We start from the raw sequence: 16,820 nt of genomic DNA, 5'->3' as shown, positions 1-16,820 counted from the left end.
CTATTCCGCGGCGCCCTTGATCTCGGCCGCCGGTGGCGCGTAGGCCGCCTCCAGCGCGGCGAACTCCTCCAGCAGCATGTCGCACATCACCTGCACATGCGGAATGATGTTGGCGCCGACGATGAAGCCGAAATCGAGCTGGTCGCGGTAGCTCTGCACGGTGATGTTGAGTGCCTGTCCGTGCGTCGAGATCGACACCGGGAAGATGTGCAGCAGCTCGGCGCCCGCGGCATAGAGCGTCTGCCGCGGCCCCGGCACGTTGGACACCGTGATGTTGGCTGCCGGCGGCAGAACGTCCGAGAGGTTCGAACGGCTGTAGAGCAGCGCCAGGATCTGCACCATGATCGGTGCGCCCAGCATCGAGATGTTGGAGACCTGCGGCATCAAGGCACGCAGCGGATGCGACATCTCCTTGGATTTGGTCGACTGCGCGATGATGGCCTCGAGCCTCGCCTTGGGATCGTCGATATTGGTCGCAATCGCGCAGATCATGCCGAACACCTGGTTGTTGGCCTCGGTGTTTCCCTCCTCACGTAGCGAGATCGGCACGGCCGCCGTCAGCGATTTCGCAGGCAGCGTGCCATATTGCTGCAGATAGCGGCGGACCACGCCGGAGGCGAGCGCCAGCACGACGTCGTTGAGCTTGCCGCCCGCCCGCTTGGCCAGCGCCTTGGAGCGCGACAGCGAGATCGACACGCCGGCAAAGCTGCGCTCCGAGGAGATGGTCTTGTTCAGCATGGTCGGCGGCGACACCATGCTGGCAAGGCTCTCGCGCGATTTCGGATCGGAGACCTTGCCCAGCACCTCGGAGACGCTCTTGACCATGGTCGGGATATTGCCCGCGAAGCGCACTGCGCTCTCGATCTGGTACATCGCGTTGTCGAACAGGATCGAGCCGATGTCGCTCTTGCCGGTGCGCGGCAGTTGCAGGTTCTGGGCGGCCTTGCCGGCATCGAGGGGCTGGTTGAACAGCTGCTGGTAGGAATCCAGCAGGTTCGCCGCGATGTCGCGCGGCTCCTGCCCAGGCTTGCTTCCGGCCGTCGGCGGCTCGACCTGCCGCGGGATCGGCGAGATATCGTAGATCATGTTGGTCAGCGCCGCGCCGGCGCCGCCGTCGATCGCGGCATGGTGCATCTTGGAATAGAGCCCGACCTCGTTGTCCTTCATGCCCTCGAACACGTAGAACTCCCAGAGCGGGCGGGCACGGTTCAAGAGCTTGGCATGCATCCAGCCGACGATGCGCTCGAGCGTGGCGCGGTCGCGTGGTTGCGGCAGGCTGGCGCGGAAGATGTGACGATCGATGTCGAACTGATCGTCCTCGACCCAGGAGGGATGGTCGATGTCGAGCGGCGCCTTCTCCAGTCGCGCCTTCAGGATCGGCGCGATGTGCAGGCGCGAGACGATCATCGCCTTGAAGTCTTCGAAGAAGTCGCCCTTGTAGTCGTCGGGCAGGCGAAAGATCGCCATGCTCCCGACATGCATCGGCATCTCAGGCGTTTCCAGATAGAGAAACGACGCGTCCAGCGACGACAGCTTCTTACCGTCAGCCATAGTTCCCTCCCGCAAGATTTGACGGGCGCCTTTGGCCGGCGCTTCTCGTCAGGCCGATATTGCCTGTTCCGGCGGGGCATATGCAATGGCAAACGGCCCTGCCCGGTCAAATGGCGAGAATTCCCCCTCCGGCTGGGCCAGACGATCGGCCACGGCCCACAGCGCCGCGGGATTGACCCCGAGGCCGATATGGCTCGCCAGGTGCACCTCGATGTTCTCGGCACGGTCGGAGGGACGCAGCAAGCAGGTCCGCCAGTTCACCACACCGTCGGCACGCGAATAGATCGAGGTTGTCGGCACGGGCAGATCGCCGGCGATCGCCTCGCGCGCTTCCGCAAGATCCTCGACCCGCTCACCGGATAGCGCTTCGTAGAGCCGCGTGGCGTTGGTCGCCCGCACGTCATTGGCAAAGGGGCTGCCGAGCGTGACGACGTAGCGGACCATGTCGGGTGCCCACAGCGCGAGATCGCGGGCATAGACGCCGCCGAGACTCCATCCGACCAGGCTGACCTTGCGTCCGCTCGCAGCATGAATCTCGGTGAGACGGGCACGCAAAGCGTCCCGCATCCGGCCGAGACCGCCGAGATTGCGGCCCATCCGCCAGGCCTGTGCCTCATAGCCGAGCTCGCTGAGATAGCGCCGCATCGGCACCATCGAGAGGTCGCTGGCCAGAAAGCCCGGCAGTGCAAGCACCGGATGGCCGTCGCCCCTCGGCGCCCGCATCAGGATCGGCGACAGCAGCAGGCTCGCATTGAGCTCGAACAGGCCGCGGGCTTCGGCGAGCAACAGACCGAGACCCGGCGGACGAAGCCGGCCTCTCTCCTGCCCCTCCTCCTGCTCGGGCGACACTATTTCTTCTTGTCGCTGCTGCGCGTGCCGCCGAGGCCCGCCATCGTGACGAACATGTCCTGAAACCGCTCGGCGATCTTCGGATCGAACGTGAACCAGCTCTGGATCAGCGATTCCGGCGAGACCTTCTCGATGTTGCTGAGCACCTGCTGCTGCAACTTGTCCATCACCGCCGTTTGCATCGGCCCGACGTCGGGCAGACCGAAGAACTGGCGGGCCTCGAGGGGGGTGCAGTCGATTTCGATGTTAACTTTCATGTCCCCTCCAGATGAGATTCGAGCGGCTTGGCGGGAGTATCGCCGCGACACGGTGTGCAACGCAAGCGACCTGAGGCGGACGGCAAGGCGCCGGCTTCCGCAATCCAGGGGTATGGTCAATCAACCCCCTTGGCGCCGTCCCGCGGCAGAGGCGTCACCGCACTGCCCCGGGGAATGCACAGGTCGAAAGTCGAATATCTCCCACGGGCCTCCACCCCAAATTGCTGGTCAGCATTGCTGCACAGCGGTGCAACTTGGCGCGTTCCTTGCTGGAATGGCGCTTGCACCGGTCGAGAACTCTGGGCAACATGGATTAATCGGCCGGCCGAACAATCAAAAACCACCGGCACGGCGGCGTGGAGAGGGTCAAGAATGTCTGTATGTCGAAGTCTGTTTGCGGCGACGCTCGCCGGTGCATTTGCGTTGACGGTCTCGCCGGCAACCAGCCAGACGCTACGCTATGCCAACCAGGGCGACCTGAAGTCCCTTGATCCCTACACGCTCAACGAGAGCACGACACACGCCCATCTCGGTCACGTCTATCAAGGCCTCACCGCGCGCGACAAGGAGCTCAAGATCGTTCCGGCGCTGGCGGAGAGCTGGGAAACCCCCGAGCCGACCCGCTGGCGCTTTCATTTGCGCAAGGGCGTGAAATTCCACAACGGCGACCCCTTCACCGCCGACGACGTCGTGTTCTCCGCCGATCGCGTCCGCAAGAAGGGGTCCAATATGCAGACCCGCCTTGCGCCCGACGTCAAGGTCGTCAAGGTCGACGATTACACCGTCGATTTCGTCCTGCCTTCGCCCAATCCCATCCTGCATAATTCGTGGGATGTCTGGTACATCATGGACAAGAAATGGGCCGAGGAGAACAACGTCGTCGATCCGACGCCGGTGGCGGCGACCACGCCGAGCTACGCCTCGCTGCACGAGAACGGCACTGGCCCCTTTATCATCGAAAGCCATCAGCCCGGCGTGAAGACGGTCTTCAAGGCCAACCCCAATTACTGGGGCAAGATGGAAGGTAATCTGAAGGAGATCATCTTCACCCCGATCTCCTCCGACGCCACCCGTGTCGCCGCGCTGCTCTCCGGCGAGGTCGACGTCATCGAGCCGGTGCCGATCCAGGACATCTCCCGCGTCGATTCCAGCCCGAACGCCCAAGTACTGAAGGGGCCGGAGCTGCGCACGATCTTCATCGGCTTCGACCAGACGCGCGATGAGCTGCTCTACTCCAACATCAAGGGCAAGAACCCGTTCAAGGACGCTCGTGTTCGCGAAGCCTTCTACAAGGCGATCGACATCGAGCTGATCAAGACGCGCGTGATGCGCGGGTTGTCGACGCCGTCAGCCCTGATGATCGCGCCCGAGCTGTTCGTGCTGTCCAAGGAGTTCACGCGGCCGAAATTCGATCCTGACGGCGCCAAGAAGCTTCTGACCGAGGCCGGTTACCCCGATGGCTTCGAGGTCACGATGGATTGCCCGAACGATCGCTACGTCAACGACGCCGCAATCTGCCAGGCCGTTGTCGGCATGCTCGCCCGCATTGGCGTCAAGATCAATCTTTTGGCGCAGCCGAAGGCGCAGTACTTCGCCAAGGTGCTCAAGCAGGGCGGCTATCAGACCTCGTTCTACCTGCTGGGCTGGACGCCGAGCACGATGGACTCGCACAACGTGCTCTACGACATCATGGGCTGCCGCGACGATGCGAAATCCTCGCGCGGCGAGGCCAACCTCGGCGGCTATTGCAACAAGGAGTTCGACGCCATCACCGACAAGGTGCTGGTCGAAACCGACACCGCCAAGCGCAACCAGCTGATCAAGCAGGCCTACGAAATCAGCATCAAGGACTGGGCCTACATTCCGCTGCACCAGCAGGCGCTGGCCTGGGGCGTATCGAAAAAGGTCAACCTGCCGCAGCGCGCCGACAATCTGGTGATGTTCCACTGGGCGACCAAGAAGGAATAGAAGTCGATTGATCACAAGGTCCCGGCAGCGCGAGGCTTCCGGGACCTTTCCTTTTTCCGGCTGACAAAGTCGTCGGCCGCAGGCTCACAAGGACAGTGGAAGGCATGCTCGCTTTCACTCTTCGCCGCGCCCTTCAGGCCATCGGCGTCATGTTCGCCGTCGGCATCATCGCCTTCTCGATGTTCCGTTTCGCCGGCGATCCCGTCAACCAGATCGTCTCGATCGACACGTCGGCGGCCGAACGCGAAATCGTGCGCAAATCGCTCGGCCTCGACGACCCCGTGCCGGTGCAGTTCGTACGCTATTTCGCCGATGCCGCGCAGTTCAAGTTCGGCGTCTCCTATCAGTTCCGCCAGCCGGTCTCGACGCTGTTGATGGAGCGTATGCCCGCCACGCTGGAACTTGCGATCTGCGCCACCGTCTTTGCCATGGTGTTCGGCATTCTGATGGGCGTCTATTCGGCGCTCAGGCGCGATACCATGTTGGCCAAACTATTGCAGGCGGTTTCGTTGATAGGCATCTCGTTGCCGACTTTCCTCATCGGCATTCTGCTGATCTATCTGTTTGCGGTGACGTTGGGCTGGTTGCCCTCGTTCGGCCGCGGCGAGGTGGTCAAGCTCGGTTGGTGGAGCACGGGCCTGCTCACGCTGTCGGGACTGAAGGCCTTGATCATGCCCTCGATCACCCTCGGCCTGTTCCAGATGACCTTGATCATGCGGCTGGTGCGCGCGGAGATGCTGGAAGTGCTGCGGACCGACTACATCCGCTTTGCCCGCGCCCGGGGCCTCACCACCCGCGCCATCCATTTCGGCCACGCGCTGAAGAACACGCTGATTCCCGTGATCACGGTGGCCGGGCTCCAGTTTGGCTCGGTTATTGCATTTTCCATCATCACCGAGACCGTGTTCCAATGGCCGGGCATGGGGCTGCTCTTCGTGCAAGCCGTGCAAAACGTCGACATCCCGATCATGGCCGCCTATCTGCTGATGGTTTCGCTGATATTCGTCACCATCAATCTGGTGGTCGACATCCTCTACACCGTGGTCGACCCGCGCCTGCGCGCGACGGTCGGCCGCGCCACATAAGGCAATCCTGCATGTCCGACGCAGTCGCCTCCAGTCCCGACAAGCCGAGCGCACCGCCTGCGCATGCCGGCCGCAGCTGGCTGAGCCGCGCGCTCGACAGCGACATCTTCTATTCGTTCCGCCGCTCCAAGCTGACCATGGTGGCGGCGGCCATCACCGTGCTGTTCTTCCTGCTCGCGATCTTTGCATCCGCGCTCGCGGTTCAGAATCCGTTCGATCCGGCGCAGCTCCAGTTGATGAACTCGCGCATCTCGCCGCTCTGGACCGCCGACGGCCAGAGCCCGTTCCTGCTCGGCACCGACGAGCAGGGCCGCGACGTGTTCTCGGCCATCCTCTACGGGATGCGCATCTCGCTTGCCGTCGGCGTCGCCGGCGTGATCTTCGCGGGTGCGCTCGGCATCGCACTCGGCCTGATCGCCGGCTATTTCGGCGGTGCGGTCGATGGCGTGATCATGCGGATCGCGGACGTGCAGCTCACCTTCCCCGCCATTCTGATCGCGCTGCTCGTCAACGGCATCGCCAAATCGATCTTCGGCAACCGGCTGGATGCCACCAGCATGCTGGTGGTGCTGGTGATCTCGATCGGCCTGAGTTTCTGGGTGGGGTATGCCCGGACGGTGCGCGGCTCCGTGATGGTCGAGAAGAACAAGGACTACGTGGCGGCCGCGCAGCTGATCGGCCTGCCGGCGCCGAAGATCATGCTGCGGCACGTGCTGCCCAACACGATGGGTCCGATCCTGGTCATCGCCACCATCAACCTGGCGCTCGCCATCATCACCGAGGCGACATTGTCCTTCCTCGGCGTCGGCCTGCCCGACACGATGCCCTCGCTCGGCACGCTGATCCGCATCGGCAATAACTACCTGTTCGCCGGCGAATGGTGGATCGTCGCCTTCCCGGGCCTCGCGCTGGCCGGGCTGATCCTGTCGATCAATCTGCTCGGCGACTGGTTGCGCGACGCGCTCAATCCGAAACTCCGATGAGCAACACTTTGATGAGCAATCCTTCGATGAGTACGCCTCGCTCATGACCGACCCCATCCTCTCCGTGCGTAACCTTCAGGTGGAGTTCGCCTCCCGCCGCGGCACGCTGCGCGCCATCGACGGCGTCTCCTTCGACATCGCCAAGGGCGAGGTGCTGGGCGTGGTCGGCGAATCCGGCGCCGGCAAGTCCGTCACGGGCCTTGCCGTGATCGGCCTGATCGATCCGCCCGGCCGCATCGCCGGCGGCGAGATTCGCCTTGCCGGCCAGCGCATCGACAATCTGCCGCCGGAGGAGATGCGGCGCATCCGTGGCAAGCGGATCGGCATGATCTTCCAGGATCCCCTCACCTCGCTCAATCCGCTCTACCGGGTCGGCGACCAGATCGTCGAGACGATCAGGACCCACCTCAACCTGTCAGAATCCGCCGCGCGCCGCCGCGCCATCGACCTGCTCGCCGAGGTCGGTATTCCCGCGCCGGACAAGCGCATCGACGGCTATCCGCACGAATTCTCCGGCGGCATGCGCCAGCGCGTCGTGATCGCGCTCGCGATCTGCGCCGAGCCCGAACTGATCGTCGCCGACGAACCGACCACCGCGCTCGACGTCTCCGTGCAGGCGCAGATCATTTCGCTGATCAAGCGGCTCGGCCGCGACCACGGCACCGCCGTGATGCTGGTGACGCACGACATGGGCGTGATCGCGGAGACCTCGGACCGCGTCGCGGTGATGTATGCCGGCCGTGTCGCCGAGATCGGTCCGGTCCAGGATGTCGTGCGAAATCCGCTGCACCCTTACGCCAAGGGCCTGATGGGCGCGATCCCGACGCTGGCCGGCGACGACAAGCGCCTGCAGCAGATTCCCGGATCTATGCCGCGCCTCTCGGCGATCCCGCGCGGCTGCTCCTTCAATCCGCGCTGCGCCTTCGCGTTCGACCGCTGCCGGGTCGAGCGGCCGGAGCCGTTGCCGCGGGGCGCGCAATCGGTCGCCTGCCATCTCTATGACAGCGTGCCGGCGGAGAGCGCGGCATGAGCACTCCCTTCGTCCAGGCGACAAATTTGCGCCGGGTGTTCGACGTCTCAAAACCCTGGCTCAACCGCGTGCTCGAAGGCGGCCACCTCGAATTTCTGAAGGCGGTCGATCACGTCACCTTCGACATCAGGAAGGGCGAGACGTTTGCGCTGGTCGGCGAGTCCGGCTCGGGCAAGACAACGGTCGCTCGGATGGTCGTCGGCCTCTTGCCGCCGAGCGCGGGCGACGTGCTGATCGACGGCGTCTCGATGACCGATCCGCGGCAGGCGCCTGCGCGCCGCAAGCTGCGCCGCCGCATCCAGATGATCTTCCAGGATCCCTATGCCAGCCTGAACCCGCGCTTCCGCGTCGACGCCATCATCTCCGAGCCGATCCGCGCGTTCGACCTGATCCAGGGCGAGCGCGACATCCAGGCCCGCGTCGGCGAATTGCTCACCCTGGTCGGCCTGCATCCCGACGACCGGCTGAAATTTCCACACGAATTCTCCGGCGGCCAGCGCCAGCGCATCGCGATTGCCAGGGCGCTCGCCTCGGATGCCGAGTTCATCGTCTGCGACGAGCCGACCTCGGCGCTCGACGTCTCGGTGCAGGCGCAGATCCTCAACCTGATGCGCGACCTCCAGGACAAGTTCGGCCTGACCTACATGTTCATCAGCCACAACCTCGCCGTGGTCCGCCACATGGCGAGCCGCGTCGGCGTGATGTATCTCGGCCGCATCGTCGAGATCGCGGAGGGACGCGAGCTGTTCGCCAATCCTCGCATGCCCTACACCAAGATGCTGCTGGGCGCCGTGCCTGACCTTGCCATGAGCGGCCGCCAGCGAATTCCGGTGAAAGGCGAGATCCCGAACCCGATCAATCCGCCCCCCGGCTGCGCCTTCAATCCGCGCTGCCCGCTGGCGTTCGATCTCTGCCGCAAGGAAACGCCGGAACTGATCAACGGCGTCGCCTGCCACGCTGTTAACACCGCGCCGGTCCCAGCGTGACGCGCGCGTGCCATGCGGCCTGCGCATTTGGCATCCCAGCATCGGCTGTGATCAATTGCGCGCGCCGCAAATGAGGTAGCCCATGGCCAGCAACGTCAATCCCGATCCGTTCACGACACGCCCCGAAATCGAGGGCACCTTCGGGGTCGTCGCCACCACGCACTGGATCGCGACAGCCGTCGGCATGGCCATCCTGGAAAAGGGCGGCAACGCCTTCGACGCCGGCGTCGCCACCGCCTTCACACTGCAGGTGGTCGAGCCGCATCTGAACGGCCCCGGCGGCGACGTGCCCATCATCGTGCACGACGTGAAGCGCGGCCGCACCGAGGTGATCTGCGGCCAGGGCCCGGCCCCGGCGCGTGCCACGATCGCGCATTACAAGAGCGAGGGCCTCGACATGGTGCCGGGCACCGGCCTGCTCGCCGCCTGCGTCCCCGGCACCTTCGAATCCTGGATGATGCTGCTGCGCGACTACGGCACGATGCGCGTGCGCGACGTGCTGGAGCCCGCGATCTCCTACGCCCGCGATGGCTATCCGCTCGTGGAGCGCGCCTGCGCCACCATCCAGACCGTCGAACAATTGTTCCGCAAGCACTGGCCGACCTCCGCGGCTGTCTATCTTCCGAACGGCGAGGTGCCGAAGCCCGGCACGCTCTTCACCAACAAGACGCTAGCCGCGACCTACGCGCGGATCCTGAGCGAAGCCGAAAGCGGCGGCGGTGGCCGCGATGCCGAGATCGAGCGCGCGCGCAAGGCCTGGTCGCAGGGTTTCGTCGCGGAAGCGATCGACAAGTTCTGCCGCACGCAAGAAGTAATGGACGTCAGCGGCTCGCCGCATCGCGGCGTGTTGACCGCCGACGACATGGCGCGCTGGCAGCCGACGATCGAAGCGCCGCTCACCTACGATTATGGCCGCTACACCGTCTGCAAGGCCGGCGTCTGGAGCCAGGGTCCGGTCACCCTGCAGCAGCTCGCACTGCTGAAAGGCTTTGCGCTCGACGGCCTGGATCCGACCGGGCCCGAGTTCATCCATCTCCAGATCGAATGCGCAAAACTCGCCTTTGCCGATCGCGAAAAATTCTACGGCGATCCGAAATTCAGCGAGATCCCGATCGCGACGCTGCTATCGGATGCCTATAATGACGAACGCCGCAAGCTCGTCACCGAGAAGGCTTCGCTCGATCTGCGGCCCGGGGCGGTCGAGGGCCTTGGCGGCGTGGTCAAGCTGCGCCGCGCTGAAGGCCAACGCGAAGCCGTTGGTGCTTTAGGCGCCGGTGAACCGACCGTGGGGCGCTTCGGCGAGGTGCGCGGCGACACCGTGCATTTCGACATCATCGACAAGGCCGGCAACATGGTGTCCTCGACGCCTTCAGGGGGCTGGCTGCAATCCTCGCCTGTCATTCCCGAACTCGGTTTCTGCCTCGGCAGCCGCGCACAAATGTTCGATCTGGAGGAGAACCAACCTAGTTCGCTCGCGCCAGGCAAGCGCCCGCGCACCACGCTGTCGCCGAGCATGGCGCTGCGGGATGGCGAGCCCTATCTCGCCTGGGGCTCGCCCGGCGGCGACCAACAGGATCAGTGGATCACCCAATTCTTCCTGCGCCACGTCCATTGCAATCTCAATCTGCAGGAAGCCATCGACGCGCCGGCCTGGCATTCCGAGCATTTCCCGATCTCGTTCTGGCCGCGCACCGCGCGTCCCGGCGTGCTCGTGGTCGAGAACCGTGTGCCGAAGGCGACGATCGAAAACCTTCGCGAGCGCGGGCATATCGTCGAGGTCGGCCCCGACTGGTCCGAAGGCCGCCTCACCGCGGCCTCGCGTGTCGGCGTCCGCCGGCGCGCCGCCGCCAATCCGCGCGGCATGCAGGGTTACGCCGCGGGACGCTGATAGGCAGCACATGACCTGGTCGATCATCGCGAAAGATCCTGCCACCGGCCAGTTCGGCATCGCAGTCGCGACCCGGTTCTTCGCCGTCGGCGCGCGCGTGCCGTATATTGAGGCCGGCCTCGGCGCCATCGCGACGCAGGCCTTCGTCAATCCCTATTACGGCATCGACGGCGTCAAGCTCCTGCGCGAGGGCCTCAACGCCCACGACGTGCTCGCCGCCCTGCTCGCGGCGGACGACGGCCGCGAGAGCCGGCAGGTCCACATCATGGATGCGAGCGGCGAGGTCGCTGCACATACCGGGCGCGACTGCGTCGACTGGTGCGGTCACACCGCGGGCAGCGGCTTCTCGATCGCCGGCAACATGCTCGCGGGCGCCGACGTGCTTGCCGAGACGGCAAAGACCTACCTCGCCAACGACAGCCTGCCCTTCCCGCGCCGCCTGCTCGCGGCGATGCGCGCAGGAGAAGCTGCCGGCGGCGACAAACGCGGCAAGCAGTCCGCGGCGCTGCTGATCCACGGCGAGGAGGAATGGCCGGCGCTGGACATACGCGCCGACGACCATCCCGATCCACTCGGCGAGCTCGAACGGCTCGAAGCGGTCAGCCATGAGCTGTGGGTGCACTTTCGGCCCTCGATGCCGACGCGGCAGAACCCGGCCGGCAACACCGATCGCAGCGTCATCGACGCCAGCATCCAAGCAGCGCGCGCAAGACGATCATGAGCGCGAGCCCCCTCATCGAGATCACCGAGCTGCGCATCCGCTTCCATGGCGACGACGGCCGCGTCACCCATGCCGTCGACAGCGTCGATCTCAGCGTCGCCAACGGCGCGACGCTGGGCCTCGTCGGCGAATCCGGCTGCGGCAAGAGCGTGACCTCGCTGGCCATCATGGGGCTGTTGCCGAAACAAAGCACGGAAATATCGGGCGCGATCCGCTTCGACGGCATCGACCTCCTGCGGACGCCGGACCAGACCCTGCGCGACCTGCGCGGCAACCGGCTCGCGATGATCTTCCAGGAGCCGATGACCTCGCTCAATCCGAGCTTCACCATCGGCGACCAGATCATCGAGACCATTTTGCGTCACCGCGGCGGTTCGCGGAAGAGCGCGCGCGAGCGGGCCATCGAGCTGTTGCGCCGCGTCCACATCCCCTCGCCGGAGCGGCGGATCGACGAATATCCGCACAAGCTCTCCGGCGGCATGCGCCAGCGCGTGATGATCGCGATGGCGCTCGCCTGCGATCCGCGCCTCCTGATCGCCGACGAGCCGACCACCGCGCTCGACGTCACCCTGCAGGCCCAGATCCTGGAACTGATGCGCGAGCTGAAGGCCGCAAGCGGCGCCGCCATCATCCTGATCACCCACGATCTCGGCGTCGTCGCCGAAGTCTGCGACGAGGTCGCGGTGATGTATGCCGGCGAGATCGTCGAGCGCGCCGCCGTCGATGAGCTGTTCTCCGCGCCGCAGCACCCCTACACCGTCGGCCTGCTCGGCTCGATCCCACGGCTCGACCATCGCGCCGAGCAGCTCGCCACGATCCAAGGCATGGTGCCGAACATGGCGCAGCCGCCGGCCGGCTGCCGCTTCGCCGCGCGCTGCCCGTTCGTGCTGGAGGCCTGCACCAAGGCGCCGCCGCCCTTGATCGAAGTCAGTCCCGGCCACCTCTCGCGCTGCATCCGCGCGCCGCTCGAACGCCTGGTGTCGTGATGGCGCTGCTCGAGGTGACCGGCCTGGTCAAGCATTTCGTCGCCCAGCGCTCGCTGTTCGGCCGGCCGCTGGCGCACGTCAAGGCGGTCGATGGCGTGTCCTTCTCGCTCGATGCCGGAAAGACGCTGGCCCTGGTCGGCGAATCCGGTTGCGGCAAATCCACCGTTAGCCGCCTCGTGCTGCGGCTGATCGAGCCGGATGCAGGTACGGTGCGCTTCAATGGCCGCGACCTGCTCGCGCTGGATGCCGACGGCTTGCGAAAATTCCGTCGCGAGGCGCAGATCATCTTTCAGGATCCCTACGCCTCGCTCAATCCGCGCATGACCGTCGGCCAGATCCTGACCGAGCCGCTGGCGCTGCACGATCTCGTGCCGCCGGCGCAGCGGCGCGCGCGCGTCGCGGAGATCCTGCGGCTGGTCGGGCTGGAGCCGCGGCTGGCGCGGCGCTATCCGCACGAATTCTCAGGCGGCCAGCGCCAGCGCATCGCCATTGCCCGCGCGCTCGCGGTCGAGCCGAAGCTGATCATCTGCGACGAGCCGGTCTCGGCGCTCGACGTCTCGATCCGCTCGCAGATCCTCAACCTGTTACGCGAGCTGCAGGACCGGCTCGGTCTCGCCTACATCTTCGTCTCGCACGACCTCGCCGTGGTCAAGCACATCGCCGACCACGTGGCGGTGATGAATCTCGGCCAGATCGTCGAGACAGCCGAAGCCGACGCGCTGTTCGCATCGCCGCGCCATCCCTATAGCCGGGCGCTGCTGTCCGCGATCCCGCTGCCGCAACCGAAGGCGAAACGAGCGACGGTCCTGCTGCAGGGCGAGATCCCGAGCGCGCTCAATCCGCCCGCGGGCTGCCGCTTTCACACCCGCTGCCCGTTCGTGATCGAGCGCTGCCGCAGCGAAGCGCCAAAGCTCTTGGCCGACGGCGCCGGCCATGCCACCGCATGCCACCGCATCGCGGAGCTGCCGCCCGCCGACGCCATCCTGCCGGCCGCCGGCGGGTTTTCGCCCACTCTTGCAAAATTGGTCGCGGCCTTCAGCCAAAAGATGGAAGGCGGAAGCCTCGCCGGGGTTGGTATACAAGGCGCCGCGTCCACAACGACATAGCCGAAGCAATGGGGATTGACCGATGAAGATGTTTCGCCTGGCCGCAACGGCCGCCGCCATCCTGTTGTCGATCGGAGCCGCGCAGGCCCAGAGTACGTTGCGCATCGGCCTCGCGGAGGACCCGGATATCCTCGATCCCACGATGGCGCGAACCTATGTCGGCCGCATCGTGTTCTCCGCCTTCTGCGACAAGCTGTTCGACATCGACGAGAAGCTCAACATCGTGCCGCAGCTCGCGCTATCGAGCGAGACCGCCGACGACGGCAAGGCGCTCGTCATCAAGCTCCGGCCCGGCGTGAAATTCCACGACGGCGAGCCATTCGACGCGGAAGCCGCAAAGTTCTCGCTGGAGCGGCATCTGACCTTCCCCGGCTCGTTCCGCAAACCGGAGCTGGCCTCGGTCGATCATATCGAGGTCGTCGATCCCCTCTCAATCAAGCTGGTGCTGAAATCGCCGTTCTCGCCGCTCTTAGCTCAGCTCACCGACCGCGCCGGGATGATGGTGTCGCCGAAGGCGGCGAAGGAAGCCGGCGACAAGTTCGGCCTGCGCCCGGTCTGCGCCGGCCCCTACAAATTCATCGAGCGGGTGCAGCAGGACCGCATCGTGTTCGAGAAATTCGCGGACTATTGGAACAAGGACAATATCTTCATCGACAAGATCGTGTTTCAGCCGATCGTCGATGCCACCGTGCGGCTCGCGAACCTGAAGTCCGGCGGGCTCGACCTGATCGAGCGCGTGCTCGCCACCGACCTGAAGGACGTGCGCGCGGATTCGCGGCTGAAGGTCGCGACCGCCATCGAGCTCGGCTATCAGGGCATCACGCTCAACATCGGCAAGGACAAGGCCAAGGGACCGCTCAGCCAGTCCGCCAAGGTGCGGCAGGCACTCGACCTGGCCATCGACCGCGAGGCGATCAACCAGGTCGTATTCAACGGCGAATTCAAACCGGGCAACCAATGGGTCAATCCAGATCACCCCTATTATCAGAGCGCGTTCCCGGTCCACGGCCGTGATGTCGCCAAGGCCAAGGCACTCCTGAAAGAGGCCGGCGTCACGGGACCCATCAGTGTCGACTTCCTGGTACCGAAGGGGGCCGAGACCGAAGCGGTGGCTCAAGTGGTGCAATCCATGGCAAGCGAAGCGGGCTTCGACATGAAGATCCGCGTCACCGAGTTTGCGACATCGCTAAAGCAGGCCGAGTCCGGCGAGTACCAAGCCTTCATGCTGGCCTGGAGCGGACGCATCGATCCCGATGGCAATTCCTATGTTTTCTTGCACAAGGATGCGCCGCAGAACTACAGCGCGTGGGTTAATGCCGATGCGGACAAGGCGCTCGACGATGCTCGCCGCACGTCGGATCTGGCTCAGCGCAAAGCAGCTTACGAGAGACTCGCGAAGCTGGAGCTGGAAGATCACGCCATTCTCTACCTCTACCACCGCCGCATCATCATCGCGCACACGACCAAACTCGAAGGCTACAAGCAGATGCCCGACGGCCTCGTGCGCGTGGTCGGCCTCAAGCTGAAGTGACGACGAGAGGATGCTGAACTTCCTCGCCCGCCGCCTTGCGCAGATCGTGCCGACGCTGTTCTTCGTCTCGGTGCTGATCTTCTCGCTGCAGCAATTGCTGCCGGGCGATCCCGCGCTGGTGATGGCGGGCGAAGAGCGCGACCCCGCGGTGATCGAGCAGATCCGCCGCCAGTACAAGCTCGATCAGCCCGTCCCGGTGCAGTATGCCTACTGGATCAAGGGCGTGCTGTCGGGCGATTTCGGCGAATCGCTGCGCAACAAGATGCCGGTGCGCGAGCTGATCGCACAGAAGCTGCCGGTGACGCTGCAGCTCGGCTCGATGGCGATCGTGATCGCGTTCCTGATCGGCATTCCCGCAGGCATCGTCGCGGCCGTGAAGAAAGGCTCGGCCTGGGACTATGGCGCAAACCTGTTTGCGCTGTGGGGCATCTCGACGCCGAACTTCTGGCTCGGGATCATGCTGATCTTCCTGTTCTCGATCGAGCTCGGCTGGCTACCGGCGTCCGGCTACGTGCCGCTCACCGAGAACTGGCGCGCCAGCCTGGCTGCCACCATCATGCCGGCTTTCGTGCTCGGCAATGCGATTGCCGCGGTGCTCATGCGGCATACGCGCAGCGCCATGCTTCAGGTGCTGGACAGCGACTACGTCCGCACCGCGCGCGCCAAGGGATTGTTGGAGCGCTCGGTGATCCTCAAGCACGCCATGCGCAATGCGCTGACGCCCGTCATCACGCTCGGCGCGCTGGAGCTCGGCACGCTGCTGTCCGGCGCCGTCCTGACCGAGCAGATCTTCTCCATTCCCGGCTTCGGCAAGCTGATCGTGGATGCCGTCTTCAACCGCGACTACGCCGTGGTGCAGGGCGTCGTGCTGGTGACGGCGACCGTCTACATCACGCTGAACCTCGTTGCCGATATCGCCTACATCCTCGTCAATCCGCGGCTTCGAGGCTAGATCCATGACCGACGCCGCGCTGCCGAGCCCTCTCACCCACGCCGACGAGCTGGATAGCCCGGCCCGCCGCGCGCGCCGGCGGCTGTTCAAGCGCAAGGCGGCGGTGTTCGGGCTCGTCGTGCTCGTGCTGGTCATCGTGCTCGCCGTGCTGGCCCCGCTCATCGTGCCCTACGATCCCATCGCGACGAGCTGGAGCCTGGTGCGCAAGCCGCCCACCGCGGCGCATTGGTTCGGCACCGACGAGCTCGGCCGCGACATCCTCAGCCGCGTCGTCTACGGCGCACGCGCCTCGCTGCTCGCGGGCCTCATCTCGGTCGCGATCGCGCTCGGCATCGGCGTTCCGCTCGGCCTCCTCGCCGGTTATCGCGGCGGCTTCCTCGATGCGCTGATCAGCCGGATCACGGACGCGATGCTGGCCTGTCCCTTCCTGATCCTGGCGATCGCGCTCGCCGCGTTCCTCGGGCCGAGCCTCGGCAATGCCATGATCGCGATCGGCATCTCGGCGACCCCGATCTTCATCCGCCTGACCCGCGGCCAGGTCCTCGTCGTCAAGGCCGAGGATTATGTCGAGGCTGCGCGCGCGCTCGGCAATCCGCCGTGGCGGATCGCGCTCTCGCATATCCTGCCGAACATCCTGCCCGCGCTGCTGGTGCAGGCGACGCTCTCGATTGCCGCCGCCATCATCGCCGAGGCCGCATTGTCGTTCCTCGGCCTCGGCCAGCAGCCACCGGCGCCGTCCTGGGGCAGCATGCTCAACGCGGCGCAGCGCTTCCTGACCCAGGCGCCGTGGATGGCGATCTGGCCGGGCTTCGCGATCTTCCTCGTGGTGCTGTCGCTGAACCTGCTCGGCGACGGCCTGCGCGATGCGCTGGATCCCAGGCAGCGCTAACGCTGAAGGAACGAGCCTCGCTTGGCGCCCCGACGAAA

15 protein-coding genes are annotated in these 16,820 nt (G+C 65.3%); 12 read left to right on the top strand and 3 right to left on the bottom strand.

All coding sequences use genetic code 11. The annotated features are described in order from the left end of the window. The 3 genes from ML401_RS10730 to ML401_RS10720 are packed head-to-tail and all read right to left on the bottom strand — an operon-like array spanning position 1 to position 2,657. Entirely contained in the window at positions 1 to 1,551 is a 1,551-nt protein-coding gene (locus tag ML401_RS10730; RefSeq protein ID WP_285811909.1) for a wax ester/triacylglycerol synthase family O-acyltransferase, read from the bottom strand. A 48-nt stretch (positions 1,552 to 1,599) separates the two neighbouring features. Continuing rightward, complete coding sequence (locus ML401_RS10725) at positions 1,600 to 2,400, bottom strand: triacylglycerol lipase (protein ID WP_285811908.1); 801 nt, start codon at positions 2,398 to 2,400, stop codon at positions 1,600 to 1,602. Beyond that, positions 2,400 to 2,657 (bottom strand): DUF6489 family protein, encoded by a 258-nt coding sequence (locus ML401_RS10720; protein ID WP_028135213.1) that lies wholly within the window; start codon positions 2,655 to 2,657, stop codon positions 2,400 to 2,402. The genes ML401_RS10725 and ML401_RS10720 overlap by 1 nt, the downstream gene beginning before the upstream one ends. A gap of 372 nt (positions 2,658 to 3,029) precedes the next feature. Here ML401_RS10720 and ML401_RS10715 point away from each other — a divergent pair, with 372 nt between their 5' ends. The 12 genes from ML401_RS10715 (at position 3,030) to ML401_RS10660 (ending at position 16,782) form a co-directional block, all read left to right on the top strand. After that, the gene (locus tag ML401_RS10715; protein WP_285811900.1) at positions 3,030 to 4,625 is read left to right on the top strand and encodes an ABC transporter substrate-binding protein; all 1,596 of its coding nucleotides are present in this window, start codon (positions 3,030 to 3,032) and stop codon (positions 4,623 to 4,625) included. Positions 4,626 to 4,729: 104 nt separating this feature from the next. Further along, positions 4,730 to 5,710, top strand: coding sequence for an ABC transporter permease (locus ML401_RS10710; protein ID WP_211417801.1), 981 nt, complete (start codon positions 4,730 to 4,732; stop codon positions 5,708 to 5,710). Positions 5,711 to 5,721: 11 nt separating this feature from the next. Next, entirely contained in the window at positions 5,722 to 6,693 is a 972-nt protein-coding gene (locus tag ML401_RS10705) for an ABC transporter permease (RefSeq protein ID WP_212065324.1), read from the top strand. A 43-nt stretch (positions 6,694 to 6,736) separates the two neighbouring features. Continuing rightward, entirely contained in the window at positions 6,737 to 7,723 is a 987-nt protein-coding gene (locus ML401_RS10700; RefSeq protein ID WP_285811898.1) for an ABC transporter ATP-binding protein, read from the top strand. Next, entirely contained in the window at positions 7,720 to 8,709 is a 990-nt protein-coding gene (locus tag ML401_RS10695) for an ABC transporter ATP-binding protein (protein WP_194406969.1), read from the top strand. Before ML401_RS10700 ends, ML401_RS10695 begins: the two co-directional genes overlap by 4 nt. Before the next feature lie 82 nt (positions 8,710 to 8,791). Further along, a complete protein-coding gene (locus tag ML401_RS10690) occupies positions 8,792 to 10,597 on the top strand; it encodes a gamma-glutamyltransferase family protein (RefSeq protein WP_285811897.1) in 1,806 nt (601 codons plus the stop codon). Positions 10,598 to 10,607: 10 nt separating this feature from the next. Then, the gene (locus ML401_RS10685; RefSeq protein WP_211417805.1) at positions 10,608 to 11,318 is read left to right on the top strand and encodes a DUF1028 domain-containing protein; all 711 of its coding nucleotides are present in this window, start codon (positions 10,608 to 10,610) and stop codon (positions 11,316 to 11,318) included. Further along, a complete protein-coding gene (locus ML401_RS10680) occupies positions 11,315 to 12,304 on the top strand; it encodes an ABC transporter ATP-binding protein (RefSeq protein WP_285811896.1) in 990 nt (329 codons plus the stop codon). Before ML401_RS10685 ends, ML401_RS10680 begins: the two co-directional genes overlap by 4 nt. After that, positions 12,304 to 13,410: an ABC transporter ATP-binding protein gene (locus ML401_RS10675; RefSeq protein WP_285811894.1), complete on the top strand. Its 1,107-nt coding sequence runs from the start codon at positions 12,304 to 12,306 to the stop codon at positions 13,408 to 13,410. The genes ML401_RS10680 and ML401_RS10675 overlap by 1 nt, the downstream gene beginning before the upstream one ends. Before the next feature lie 22 nt (positions 13,411 to 13,432). After that, positions 13,433 to 14,941 (top strand): ABC transporter substrate-binding protein, encoded by a 1,509-nt coding sequence (locus tag ML401_RS10670; protein WP_285811891.1) that lies wholly within the window; start codon positions 13,433 to 13,435, stop codon positions 14,939 to 14,941. Between the two features lie 10 nt (positions 14,942 to 14,951). Continuing rightward, positions 14,952 to 15,893 (top strand): ABC transporter permease, encoded by a 942-nt coding sequence (locus ML401_RS10665; protein WP_285811887.1) that lies wholly within the window; start codon positions 14,952 to 14,954, stop codon positions 15,891 to 15,893. Positions 15,894 to 15,897: 4 nt separating this feature from the next. Further along, positions 15,898 to 16,782 carry an ABC transporter permease gene (locus ML401_RS10660; RefSeq protein ID WP_285811886.1) on the top strand — a complete coding sequence of 295 codons (885 nt, stop codon included), beginning with the start codon at positions 15,898 to 15,900 and terminating at the stop codon, positions 16,780 to 16,782. Positions 16,783 to 16,820 lie beyond the last annotated feature (38 nt).

It is taken from the genome of Bradyrhizobium sp. 62B (genome assembly GCF_030272265.2).
Taxonomy (GTDB): Bacteria; Pseudomonadota; Alphaproteobacteria; order Rhizobiales; family Xanthobacteraceae; genus Bradyrhizobium.
The sequence above is the reverse complement of the archived record's forward strand: the minus strand, read 5'-3'. Positions and strand labels throughout refer to the sequence as shown.

Coding starts and splice junctions, on each gene's coding strand:
- ML401_RS10730 (WP_285811909.1), bottom strand. CDS start 1,551: ATGGCTGACGGTAAGAAGCTGTCGTCGCTGGACGCGTCGTTTCTCTAT.
- ML401_RS10720 (WP_028135213.1), bottom strand. CDS start 2,657: ATGAAAGTTAACATCGAAATCGACTGCACCCCCCTCGAGGCCCGCCAG.
- ML401_RS10715 (WP_285811900.1), top strand. CDS start 3,030: ATGTCTGTATGTCGAAGTCTGTTTGCGGCGACGCTCGCCGGTGCATTT.
- ML401_RS10710 (WP_211417801.1), top strand. CDS start 4,730: ATGCTCGCTTTCACTCTTCGCCGCGCCCTTCAGGCCATCGGCGTCATG.
- ML401_RS10705 (WP_212065324.1), top strand. CDS start 5,722: ATGTCCGACGCAGTCGCCTCCAGTCCCGACAAGCCGAGCGCACCGCCT.
- ML401_RS10700 (WP_285811898.1), top strand. CDS start 6,737: ATGACCGACCCCATCCTCTCCGTGCGTAACCTTCAGGTGGAGTTCGCC.
- ML401_RS10695 (WP_194406969.1), top strand. CDS start 7,720: ATGAGCACTCCCTTCGTCCAGGCGACAAATTTGCGCCGGGTGTTCGAC.
- ML401_RS10690 (WP_285811897.1), top strand. CDS start 8,792: ATGGCCAGCAACGTCAATCCCGATCCGTTCACGACACGCCCCGAAATC.
- ML401_RS10685 (WP_211417805.1), top strand. CDS start 10,608: ATGACCTGGTCGATCATCGCGAAAGATCCTGCCACCGGCCAGTTCGGC.
- ML401_RS10680 (WP_285811896.1), top strand. CDS start 11,315: ATGAGCGCGAGCCCCCTCATCGAGATCACCGAGCTGCGCATCCGCTTC.
- ML401_RS10675 (WP_285811894.1), top strand. CDS start 12,304: ATGGCGCTGCTCGAGGTGACCGGCCTGGTCAAGCATTTCGTCGCCCAG.
- ML401_RS10670 (WP_285811891.1), top strand. CDS start 13,433: ATGAAGATGTTTCGCCTGGCCGCAACGGCCGCCGCCATCCTGTTGTCG.
- ML401_RS10665 (WP_285811887.1), top strand. CDS start 14,952: ATGCTGAACTTCCTCGCCCGCCGCCTTGCGCAGATCGTGCCGACGCTG.
- ML401_RS10660 (WP_285811886.1), top strand. CDS start 15,898: ATGACCGACGCCGCGCTGCCGAGCCCTCTCACCCACGCCGACGAGCTG.